Consider the following 11,211-nt stretch of genomic DNA (forward strand, 5'->3'; position numbering starts at 1 on the left):
GGTTGTGATGTTGTGTTTGCTATTTGTTTGTCTGCCTTTTGCAGATGTGGTAGCGAGTCTACCCTATTCACTTCCTGTACATTTACCCTGTCTGTCCAAAGTGATTTTTTGTGTAGCACCGCAAATTGCGGTGCTTTTTTTTGCTTACGTTTCACACCTGAATGCCATGACAGGCTTATCTAGTATCTGGCACGGCTTAACAGGCAATGTGTGATGATGGGCAAACGGTACTATTTCCCTTTCGCCATTTCTTTCACATTATCACGGTTAATTTGCTGCTGCTGACCGTAAGCATCGGTATAGCTGATCATACCCGTCTCATCATCAACCTTCGGTTTCCCCTCTGCGACGATGGTACGACCGTCATTGGTATGCATGACGTAATTACTGGAACAGGCTGCCAGAGAAAACGCCATCACGATAGCGGCAAAAATAGAAATTTTATTCTTCATAGTTAACCCTCAATAAATTTAAATGTTTTCTAGTTAACCTTATGCATCAGGAAATCCTGAAAATTAACACTTTAAAGCGTAGCAATAGTTGCTTTTTTTTCCATAAAATCGCATTAGGCATAGTCCTAAACTTGTCTCTCTCGACAAAATGGGACAGGATCTGCCCTCCAAAAGAGGATGCTCATGACACCGTTTAACCCCGCCACCTTTCGCCAACAGTTCCCCGCTCTCCAGCATTCGACTGTCTATCTTGATAGCGCCGCGACCGCACTGAAGCCGCAGCCCGTCATTAATGCTGTGCAGGCGTTCTATGGCAGCGAGAGTGGTACGGTGCATCGCAGCCAGCATCGCGGCGCGCAGGCGTTAACCCAGCGTTTTGAATGCGCTCGTGAGCAAGTTGCCACGTTACTTCATGCAGACGATCCGCGTTCCATTGTCTGGACCAGAGGCACAACGGAAGCGATCAATCTGGTCGCGCAAAGCTATGCCCGTCCTCGCCTTCAACCGGGCGACGAGATCGTCGTGAGCGAAGCGGAACATCACGCTAACCTCATTCCGTGGCTGATGGTGGCGCAGCAAACGGGCGCGAATATCGTGAAGTTACCGATAGGCGCAGACTTCTTGCCGGATATCGAACAGTTAGCCACGCTGATCACGTCAAAAACCCGCCTGTTAGCGCTAGGGCAGATGTCAAACGTGACAGGCGGCCAGCCCGATCTGGCGCGTGCGATTGCGCTGGCCCAGAGTTATGGCGCGGTCGTCATGGTTGACGGCGCGCAGGGCATCGTTCACTGCCCGCCCGATGTACAGGCGCTGGATATCGATTTCTACGCATTTTCCGGGCATAAGCTGTATGCCCCAACCGGGATCGGCGTGCTGTACGGCAAAACTGCCTTGCTGGAAAGCATGATGCCGTGGCAAGGCGGCGGAAAGATGATGACGCAGGTTTCCTTTGACGGCTTTAAACCGCAGGCGATTCCACAGCGTTTTGAGGCGGGAACGCCGCACATTGCCGGTGTGCTGGGCCTGTCTGCGGCACTAGACTGGCTGACCACGCTGGATTGGCACGCCGCAGAGCAGCATAGCCAGCAGTTGGCACAGCTTGCCGAAACGCAACTAGCGCAGTTTCCTGGCTTTCGCAGCTTCCGTAGCCCGCATTCCAGCGTATTGTCCTTTGATATTGCCGATGTCCACCACAGCGATTTGGTTACACTGTTAGCCGAAAGTGGCATCGCACTGCGCGCCGGGCATCACTGTGCGCAGCCGCTGATGGACGAGCTCGGCGTCAGTGGCACGCTACGCGCCTCGTTTGCCCCGTATAACAACCAACAAGATGTTGCTGCGCTGATCGCCGCGATGGGCAACGCCCTTGAATTACTGATCGACTAAACCATGACCCAGACAACTGACACCACGCATCCTTTTGGCCACCACACCACCATCGCCGACCTGCTGGCGCGCTTCGATGCCTGCCGCGCATGGGAAGATCGCTATCGGCAGCTCATTTTGCTGGCAAAGGCATTGCCAACACTGCCCGATGTGCTGAAAGTCGAGGAAATTTCATTATCCGGCTGTGAAAATCGCGTCTGGCTAGGCTATCAACGTCAGGAAGACGGCACGCTGCATTTTTACGGCGACAGCGACGGGCGCATTGTGCGGGGATTACTGGCGGTATTGTTAACCACCGTTGAGGGAAAAACGCCAGAAACGCTATTACAGCACGATCCGCTGGCGCTGTTCGATAAGCTGGGGCTTCGTGCGCAGCTCAGCGCTTCGCGTTCAAGCGGGCTGGCGGCGCTGGCCGCCAGAATCAAGGAGATTGCCGAACAAGAGGCGGCGGGCAAATAGCGGAGTTCGCGCTATTTCTGCGCCGCAGGCTGGTATGTCACAAACACTCTGTCACGTCGCAGACGCTCTTTCTCTTTTCGCCATCATCTTCTTCAACGCATGAGAGACCGCAACGAACCCAAAGGTTGCGGTGACCATCGTCGCAGCACCAAAGCCTGATGCACAATCCATACGCATCACCCCATCAGCCGTACTGCGCGACGCACAGACGGAGCCGTCAGGCTGCGGATAAACCAGCGGTTCGCTGGAAAACACGCAGTCGATGCCTAGCTTCCCTTTGCTGTTCTTCACCACGTTAAAATCGTGCTTTAACCGCTCACGCAGCTTGGCAGCCAGCGGATCCTGAATCGTTTTCGCCAGATCGACCACCTCAATGCGGGTCGGATCGATCTGCCCACCCGCACCGCCGGTTGTCACCACAGGGATCTTATAGCGGCGGCAGTAGGAGAGTAGTGCCGCCTTCGGGCGCACGCTGTCGATGGCGTCAATCACATAGCTGAAATTCTGGTCGAGCAGCTCGGCCACGTTTTCCGCGCTGATGAAATCATCCACGCAGGTGACGTGACACTCCGGGTTAATTGCCAGAATACGTTCAGCCATCACTTCCGTCTTCGACTGCCCAGTATGCTGACGCAGCGCGTGGATCTGCCGATTGGTATTACTGACACACACATCATCCATATCGATCAGCGTGATCGCGCCGATGCCGGTACGCGCCAGCGCCTCAGCCGCCCAGGAGCCGACGCCACCAATGCCAATCACGCAAACGTGAGCCTGAGAAAACAGCGCCAGCGCCTGTTGACCATATAACCGCGCGGTGCCGCCGAAGCGTTGCAAATAGGCTTCGGATAATTGCGTACTCATTCAACCAACCTTACGAAAACAAAATCACAGGAAAATAAAACCGCGAGAAAAAGCGGCTCAGGATAGCGCTAAACTCGCACGACATCCACCAGACAGCTCATGGCGTTCACGTAGCAGAGACGGCGACAGATTACGGCTGTTCTCCTGTGCGACCAGATCGAGAGCGACATCCCAATCCACTTCAACAAAATCTTCCCGGCCACGCAGCGTTCTGTCGCTATTTTCGCGTTTCTGAAGCTAGGAATGGCGCATCGAAGGCCGACGGATGCGTAGGTCGGAATACACCAGCAGCACAATGGAATCGAGCATGTCGGATGGTGCCGGATCGTCGGCAAACAGCTCGCAGAGAATCAGCTTGCCGTCTTCAACCACAGCGGTAAACGCGCCCCAGTGCGCAAGATGTGGATAATGTTTAATCGCTATAACAACCTCAGAGAAGAATCAATTTTGTTGATAATTAACCAGCAGTGAAGATCCTGAACCGTTCATCGGGCTGCTTTGCGCGTTCTTCAAGACCCAGACCCGGCCATAGTGGTTATAGAAACCCGCCGAGTGACCGGCATCCGGCCCAATGCCCTGATACATATCGAAGTGCTGGCCTTTAATCGCTCCGCCAACATCCAGCGCAATCATCAGACGCATTTCATACTTGCCAGTGAATTTACCTACGTTATCCAACAGCGGCACTTCCATTAGCAGAGCCGTACCTGCCGGAATCAGCGAACGGTCAGAAGCGACGGAGGCTTTTGCCACCAGCGGCACGGCGCTTGCCCCTTTGACGGGCGCAGACATCATTGGCTTAAAGAATACAAAGGAAGGATTCTGCTCAAACAGCTCACGCACTTCATACTCGGTATGCTGCTCCGCCCACTTGCGGATGGCCTGCATCGACATGTCTTCACGTGCAACTTCACCACGGTCGATCAGCACCTTGCCAATACTGCGATAGGCGTGGCCGTTTTTGCCCGCATAACCGAAGAACGTCAGCGGGCGTCCATCGCCAAAATCAATATAAGCACTGCCCTGTACTTCCATCATGAAGTTATCGACCAGCGAATTGGTCCAGGCGAGAACCAGTCGCTCATCCAGCGCGCCTGAATAAATGCCGGCACGATCCGGCAGGCGACTATTCTTTCTGCCCTTCGACGGCATAGCATATAAAGGATGGCGGAATTCACCCTGACGGGTATGGCGCGCCTGCAACACTGGCGTGTAGTAACCCGTGAACTGCACGTTACCAAAGTTATCAACGCCTTCCATCTGCCAGGCGTTCAGACCAAACTTGCTCAGCTCGCGGGTGTCCGCGCCTGACATCATCCAGCTTTCAATCGCCTGAAAGGTCGTATTATTGCGCGAATACAGATTAGGTGACGCCGACCGGATTTCAGAAACCTGAGTCATGAAATCCCGCGCGTTGACCGGTTTTCCTTTGGCACTAGGTTCATTCACCAATTCTAGAGGCTGGTTGAGGTGACCATCTTTATATTGCTGCCCGCGATCGGTTGGCCTGGATTGGCACCCCGCCAGAATGGCAATGACCACTGCGGTCAGCACGTACTTTCCCCACCGTCCCTTCATCTTTTCGCTCGCTTTTTACATCAAAAAATTTACCGTCGAACGATAACAAACAGCTATAGAGAAAGGAATGGGGGAGCGTATAAATCCGCAGAGCAAGGGTGTGCGGTTCGGTACGCCGCATAGCAAAAATCTACATTTCCTTTAATCACGCCCATTACGTTCACAAAACAACCCATCCGGTGGTAAATCAATCACCTGAAGACCTAATGCTGCTTTTTTTACAGAAATAGGTTGCATCAATGTTCATCGAGAGTATAGTGCGCATCCACGGACGCGGGGTGGAGCAGCCTGGTAGCTCGTCGGGCTCATAACCCGAAGGTCGTCGGTTCAAATCCGGCCCCCGCAACCAATTGATGTGAGTCGTCCATCAAGAGAAGTGAAGGCAGTAAAAGATAGTCAGTAGTAAAAAAGTCAGTACGGACGCGGGGTGGAGCAGCCTGGTAGCTCGTCGGGCTCATAACCCGAAGGTCGTCGGTTCGAATCCGGCCCCCGCAACCAATTGATGTGAGTCGTCCATCAAGAAAAGTGGAAGCAGTAAAAAAGAGTCAGTAATCAATAAGCTAGTACGGACGCGGGGTGGAGCAGCCTGGTAGCTCGTCGGGCTCATAACCCGAAGGTCGTCGGTTCGAATCCGGCCCCCGCAACCAATTAATACTGTCTTTCATCAAGTTCTGTTCGATTAAGAACGCAACGATAAAGCACCTTAACGGGTGCTTTTTTGTTTTCTACGCATTATCTGTTTCTACTGCCCCAGACATCTTCCTTCTGAACCGCGCCAGTTAGGCGCGGTCATCGTACGAGTTACATCGGCAACATCAACTACCGCTCAGCCTGACTGGCAAAGTAGGCTTTAATTCCTGCAAAAATGGATTCCGCAATTTGCTGCTGGAAATGGCTGGTGCGTAGCTTGCGCTCTTCTTCCAGATTACTGATAAATGCCGTCTCAACCAGAACAGACGGAATATCCGGCGCTTTCAGTACTGCAAACCCGGCCTGATCGACGCTGTTTTTATGCAGACGATTCACCCTGCCCAGTCGGGTCAGGATCTCTTTACCAAACGTCAGGCTGTCGCCAATCGTCACGGTCTGCACCAGATCGAACATGGTGTGATCCAAATAGCGATCGCCGCTCATGCTCACGCCACCGATCAAATCCGATTCGTTCTGGGTCTCTGCCAGAAATCTGGCGGCGGTACTGGTTGCGCCTTTCTTTGACAGGGCAAAAACCGACGATCCTCTTGCCGATCGATTGGTAAACGCATCCGCATGAATCGAAATGAACAGATCGGCACGCTGCTTGCGCGCTTTCGCCACCCGCACGCGCAGCGGAATGAACACATCTTCATTACGCGTCATATACGCTTTCATGTTGGATTCATTATCGATCAGCTTGCGCAGGCGGCGAGCGATTTGCAGCACGATGTCTTTCTCGCGCGTTTTATTCTTGCCAATCGCGCCGGGATCTTCACCGCCGTGGCCGGGGTCGAGCATGATAATCAGCGGACGATCCCGCCCGGCTTTCCCGGCTTTCGGCGCTTCTGCCGGCAGCGTACGTTCCAGATCGCCTTTGTTATAATCCTCCAGCAGTGCCAGCAGCGGATCTTCTTCGTTGTCGTAACGACCTGCCGCAGGATACAAATCCAGCACCAATCGATGCTTGAATTCAGCCACTGGCCCTAGCGTAAAGACTTTGGTCGTCGCCTGCTGCTTGAGCTCCAACACCAAGCGTACCGTGGTTTTATCAAACTGGCCGATGCGCGCTTCTTTAATCAGCGGGTCGTTATCCGACGTAAACTGGCTGGCTACCTCCTTCAGTACGCTGTTCAGATGAACATTTTCGATATCCACCACGATGCGTTCAGGATTACTCAGACTAAACTGTTTATATTTCAGCGGGTGATTGGATTCCAGCGTGACGCGGGTATAGGCGGAGGACGGCCAGACGCGCACGGCAACGACCTGCGTTGTCGCCGCTATTCCTACCCCACTTACGCTTAACAGCCAGGTTGCTGCTGCGCTTTGTAATAGACGCCGTCGAGTCAGATGATGATTCGAATGAGACATGCCACTCCGATCTGATTGCTGTGCGCTATCCTGCATTGTTGTGTTGCGAATGCGCGGGATAGGCCATTAAAAAATGAATAAAGGTAAAAATTGTCAAAAACTTTAACGAATCTATTCCATGCTGTCATGCAAAAATCCTATTCATGCCCGTCATACTTCAAGCCGCATGTGCGTTGGCTTCCCTTACTCACCCCAGTCACTTACTTATGTAAGCTCCTGGGGACTCGCGCGGTTGCCGCCTTCCTGCAACTCGAATTATTTAGGGCATGGTCTCAAGATGAAGCATTAATCCTCGCTTTTCTGGTTAATACTTCCTCTTGCCTTTTACGTCATAAAGAATAAAAATACAGAAATTACGAATAAAAATGCAAAGAGGGCTCGCAGTGAAGGAACGGAGTACAGAACTGGTTCAGGGCTTCCGCCATTCAGTTCCCTATATCAATGCCCACCGCGGCAAAACGTTTGTCATCATGTTAGGTGGCGAAGCCATTGAACATGCCAACTTCTCTAGCATCGTAAATGATATCGGGCTGCTACACAGTCTGGGGATCAAGCTGGTGGTCGTTTATGGCGCTCGTCCCCAGATCGATGCCAATCTGACAACGCATCACTACGAGCCTCTCTACCATAAAAACACCCGCATCACCGACAGCACCACGCTGGAGCTGGTCAAGCAGGCAGCAGGAATGTTGCAGTTGGACATCACCGCCCGGCTGTCGATGAGCCTGAACAACACGCCGCTGCAAGGCGCCCACATTAATGTCGTCAGCGGTAACTTTATTATCGCGCAGCCGCTTGGCGTGGATGACGGTGTGGACTATTGCCACAGCGGCCGTATTCGCCGCATTGATGAGGAAGCCGTTCACCGCCAGCTGAATAGCGGTGCCATTGTGCTGCTCGGTCCGGTTGCGGTTTCAGTCACCGGTGAAAGTTTCAATTTAACCTCGGAAGAGGTCGCGACCCAGCTCGCTATTAAGCTGAAAGCGGAAAAGATGATCGGCTTCTGCTCCTCGCAGGGCGTAACCAATGAAGAAGGCAACATCATTTCCGAGCTGTTCCCTGACGATGCACAGCAGCGTATTGATGCGCTGGAACAGACTGGCGATTACCATTCGGGGACGGTCCGATTCCTGCGCGGCGCGGTCAAAGCCTGCCGCAGCGGCGTACGCCGTAGCCACCTGATCAGCTATCAGGACGACGGCGCGCTGCTGCAAGAACTGTTCTCACGCGACGGCATCGGTACGCAGATCGTGATGGAAAGCGCCGAGCAAGTTCGCCGGGCGACCATCAATGACATTGGCGGTATTCTGGAACTGATCCGCCCATTGGAAGAGCAAGGTATTCTGGTCAGACGCTCGCGCGAGCAGTTGGAAATGGAAATCGACAAATTCACCGTCGTGGTACGTGATAACCTGACCATCGCCTGTGCTGCGCTTTACCCATTCCCAGAAGAAAGCATCGGCGAAATGGCCTGCGTCGCGGTTCACCCGGATTACCGCAGTTCATCACGCGGCGATATGCTGTTACTGCGCGTTGCCGCTCAGGCGCGTCAGCAGGGTCTGCAAAAGCTGTTCGTGCTGACAACGCACAGCATCCACTGGTTCCAGGAACGCGGCTTTTTACCCGCCGAAGTGGAAATGCTGCCGAAGAAAAAGCAGGCGCTGTATAACTACCAGCGTCGCTCGAAGATTCTGGTGCTGGATCTCTGAGTTATTCCACTCGATAACGCTTCTCGTGGCCGATCGTAAAATCGGCCACGCTGTTTTCATTCGCTCACGATGTTTTCATCCGCTTATGGCTGCTTGCCAAACTCACAGCTCAGCGTTGTCCACTTCCTTGCCTGTTCACTCAGCGTAAATCCTAACCCCAGACGATCGGATACCCACATGCGCCCATCGCGCAGCTCTAGCTGCTCGTTGAAAAGTGGATTCAGCCACTCGAAGTGTTCCAGCCAGGGTTCAATCGGATAGGCCGCAGCCAGATGCAAATGCACTTCCATCGCAAAATGCGGTGCCAGTTTACGACCGTGCTTCGCAGCCAAATCCATAATTTTCAGGAAAGGCGAAATCCCACCCACACGCGGTGCATCCGGCTGGACGAAATCACTGGCGTTACCGAGGATCAGCTGTTCATGCTCGCGGAAGCTGGTCAGCATCTCGCCAGTGGCAATCGGCGTATCCAGCGCGGCCGTCAGCGCTGCGTGACCTTCCACATCGTAGGCGTCCAGCGGCTCTTCAATCCAGATCAGATTAAAGGCTTCCATCTTTCTGCCCATCCGAATCGCCGTTTCGCGATCCCACTGCTGATTGGCATCCACCATCAGCGGGAAGTCATCCCCCAGCGCTTCACGCACCGCGGTGAGGCGACGGATATCTTCCGCCGTATTCGGCTGGCCGACTTTCAGTTTGATCCCGCCGATGCCGCTTTCACGGGAGATCACGACATTTTTTAATACCTGATCCAATGGCGTATGCAGGAAGCCGCCGGAGGTGTTGTAACACTGCACGGAATCACGGTGTGAGCCCAGCAGCTTAGACAGAGGCAGGCCCGCACGCTTGGCTTTCATGTCCCACAGCGCGATGTCGAGCGGAGAAATCGCCTGTACTGCCATGCCACTGCGGCCAACCGATGCGCCAGCCCACAGCAGCTTGGTATAGATCTTATCGATATCGTTCGGATCTTCGCCCAGCAGATTATCGGCAATCTCTTTCGCATGGGCATAAATGCCCTGTCCGCCCGCTCGCTTGGAGTAGCTGAACCCGACCCCTTCAAACCCATCACGACTGCGGATTTCCGCAAAAATAATGGCGACTTCGGTCAGGGGTTTCTGCCTTCCGGTCAGTACTTTCGCATCACTAACCGGCGTTGCCAGCGGCAAAAACGCCAGAGAGAGTTTTACCCATTCGATTCGATCGCCCGACTCGGCAGCCGTCCTGACGTTCGTGACTTTTGCATAGCTAACTGCTGCTGAATTTGCACTGATGGTCATGTCTTACCTCGTAAAATGATTGCGCTAACATTCATAAACAGAAGGAAGATAGCGATAAATGAAGAAAAAACATGCAATGCATATCACATAATAATCATTATCACGATAAAACCGTCCATCAAGAGACAAAATTAATGATTGCGCAATCACCACAAAAAGTTAGAGGATACAGCGGAAATACCGCCTAGCCAGCTCTTGGGCCAGCCCGAAAAAGCGAGACAATTCGGCAGGTTGTCAGAAACACAGGCGACTGGTAAACCGATGTACCATCAACGATAATCCAGCGACATGTGAATATGCGCGCAGCCTCAGAAGGGAACCCGTGATTGAAACGCGATAAGAACGCCAGCAGCATGCCGCCGCGTGCTCCCACGCTTGAAGATGTCGCGCGTGCCGCAGGCATTTCGCCCATGACCGTCAGCCGCGCGTTGAACAATCCGAAGATTGTTCGTGCAGAAACCGTGAACAAGGTGATGGAAGCGGTCCGCGCCACAGGTTATATCCCCAATATGTTAGCGGGCGGGCTCGCCTCCCGACGCAGTAAGCTGATCGCCGTCGTTGTACCGCAAATCAATAACAACATGTTCGTTGATACCGTTCAGGCAATCAGCGATGAGCTGGCCGCACGCGGTTACCACATGCTGTTGTGCGTTGCTGGCTATACCAATGAATCCGAGGCAGAGATTGTCGCTACCCTGCTTTCTCGTCGCCCAGACGGGATCGTCCTCACCGGTATTCACCACACGCCCGAACTCAAACGTCTTCTGCTCAACGCCACGATCCCCGTCGTTGAAATCTGGGATCTCACCCCGACGCCGCTCGATATGCTGGTCGGTTTTTCCCATGAAAATATCGGGAACGCTATTGGGCACTATTTGCTGGGTAAAGGACATTCGCGCTTTGGCCTTGTCTGGACCGAAGACACGCGTGCCGGATTACGTAAGAAAGGCATTTACGACCTCATACAAAAACAGCCGGAAAGCTACGTGCGTGAAGCCATCGCCCCGTGGCCTGCGACGCTGGCGTTAGGGCGACAAGGGCTGAGTGAACTTCTGGCTAATGGCGACGTTTTTGATGCCATCATTTGCAGTTCCGATACGCTGGCGCAAGGTGTGATGATCGAAGCGGCTGCCAGAGGATTAGCGGTGCCGGGGCAACTGGCAGTCATGGGATTTGGCGATCTGGATTTCGCTGCACACAGCAAACCGACGATTACAACGGTCAGGGTTGATCGCTGGAAGATCGGCACCGACGCAGCGGCAATGCTGGCAGAAAAAATTGAGGGGAAGAGCGTACCCTCTCCCATCGTGGATATCGGTTTTTCACTGATTGAACGCGAGTCTGCCTGACGTTCTATTCATCACATTTGATTGCCCTCACCGACTCGGCCCGCCGTGGGCCTTGCCAGCCTGCAAC

9 protein-coding genes, 3 tRNA genes and 1 pseudogene are annotated in these 11,211 nt (G+C 53.5%); 7 read left to right on the forward strand and 6 right to left on the reverse strand.

Features of this window, described 5'->3' with window-relative positions; translation table 11 throughout:
* Nucleotides 1-230: 230 nt before the first annotated feature.
* Nucleotides 231-452 carry a YgdI/YgdR family lipoprotein gene (locus LOZ86_RS16995; protein WP_005975888.1) on the reverse strand — a complete coding sequence of 74 codons (222 nt, stop codon included), beginning with the start codon at nt 450-452 and terminating at the stop codon, nt 231-233.
* A gap of 183 nt (nt 453-635) precedes the next feature.
* On the opposite strand from LOZ86_RS16995, the gene csdA reads away from it, so the two are divergent.
* Together csdA and csdE are read left to right on the forward strand one after the other, a co-directional pair.
* Nucleotides 636-1,841, forward strand: a complete 1,206-nt coding sequence (gene csdA / locus LOZ86_RS17000) for a cysteine desulfurase CsdA (protein ID WP_230242486.1) — start codon at nt 636-638, stop codon at nt 1,839-1,841.
* A 3-nt stretch (nt 1,842-1,844) separates the two neighbouring features.
* Nucleotides 1,845-2,300 carry a cysteine desulfurase sulfur acceptor subunit CsdE gene (gene csdE / locus LOZ86_RS17005; RefSeq protein WP_039483849.1) on the forward strand — a complete coding sequence of 152 codons (456 nt, stop codon included), beginning with the start codon at nt 1,845-1,847 and terminating at the stop codon, nt 2,298-2,300.
* Nucleotides 2,301-2,351: 51 nt separating this feature from the next.
* Here the strand turns inward: csdE and tcdA are convergent, their stop codons facing one another.
* The 3 genes and pseudogenes from tcdA to mltA all read right to left on the reverse strand — a co-directional run bounded on the left by tcdA (nt 2,352) and on the right by mltA (nt 4,742).
* Nucleotides 2,352-3,164 (reverse strand): tRNA cyclic N6-threonylcarbamoyladenosine(37) synthase TcdA, encoded by an 813-nt coding sequence (gene tcdA, locus LOZ86_RS17010; protein ID WP_039483846.1) that lies wholly within the window; start codon nt 3,162-3,164, stop codon nt 2,352-2,354.
* A gap of 87 nt (nt 3,165-3,251) precedes the next feature.
* Nucleotides 3,252-3,587, reverse strand: a pseudogene (locus tag LOZ86_RS17015) (Asp-tRNA(Asn)/Glu-tRNA(Gln) amidotransferase GatCAB subunit C); the annotation flags it as partial.
* A gap of 18 nt (nt 3,588-3,605) precedes the next feature.
* Nucleotides 3,606-4,742, reverse strand: coding sequence for a murein transglycosylase A (gene mltA / locus LOZ86_RS17020; protein WP_039512986.1), 1,137 nt, complete (start codon nt 4,740-4,742; stop codon nt 3,606-3,608).
* A 272-nt stretch (nt 4,743-5,014) separates the two neighbouring features.
* Between mltA and LOZ86_RS17025 the strand changes: the two genes are divergently transcribed.
* The 3 genes from LOZ86_RS17025 (at nt 5,015) to LOZ86_RS17035 (ending at nt 5,389) form a co-directional block, all read left to right on the forward strand.
* A tRNA-Met gene (locus LOZ86_RS17025) sits at nt 5,015-5,091 on the forward strand.
* 72 nt (nt 5,092-5,163) lie between these two features.
* Nucleotides 5,164-5,240 (forward strand) — tRNA-Met (locus tag LOZ86_RS17030).
* A 72-nt stretch (nt 5,241-5,312) separates the two neighbouring features.
* Nucleotides 5,313-5,389, forward strand: a tRNA-Met gene (locus tag LOZ86_RS17035).
* Between the two features lie 172 nt (nt 5,390-5,561).
* On the opposite strand, the gene amiC is transcribed toward LOZ86_RS17035, so the two are convergent.
* Nucleotides 5,562-6,806, reverse strand: coding sequence for an N-acetylmuramoyl-L-alanine amidase AmiC (amiC, locus tag LOZ86_RS17040; RefSeq protein ID WP_039483843.1), 1,245 nt, complete (start codon nt 6,804-6,806; stop codon nt 5,562-5,564).
* A 365-nt stretch (nt 6,807-7,171) separates the two neighbouring features.
* Between amiC and argA the strand changes: the two genes are divergently transcribed.
* On the forward strand, nt 7,172-8,515 hold the full coding sequence (argA, locus tag LOZ86_RS17045) for an amino-acid N-acetyltransferase (protein WP_174866179.1): 1,344 nt from the start codon (nt 7,172-7,174) through the stop codon (nt 8,513-8,515).
* A gap of 83 nt (nt 8,516-8,598) precedes the next feature.
* Here the strand turns inward: argA and LOZ86_RS17050 are convergent, their stop codons facing one another.
* Nucleotides 8,599-9,795: an L-talarate/galactarate dehydratase gene (locus LOZ86_RS17050; protein ID WP_010286465.1), complete on the reverse strand. Its 1,197-nt coding sequence runs from the start codon at nt 9,793-9,795 to the stop codon at nt 8,599-8,601.
* 326 nt (nt 9,796-10,121) lie between these two features.
* Here LOZ86_RS17050 and LOZ86_RS17055 point away from each other — a divergent pair, with 326 nt between their 5' ends.
* Nucleotides 10,122-11,144, forward strand: a complete 1,023-nt coding sequence (locus tag LOZ86_RS17055; protein WP_039483839.1) for a LacI family DNA-binding transcriptional regulator — start codon at nt 10,122-10,124, stop codon at nt 11,142-11,144.
* Nucleotides 11,145-11,211: the final 67 nt, after the last annotated feature.

This window comes from Pectobacterium parvum (assembly GCF_020971565.1).
GTDB lineage: Bacteria > Pseudomonadota > Gammaproteobacteria > Enterobacterales > Enterobacteriaceae > Pectobacterium > Pectobacterium polare.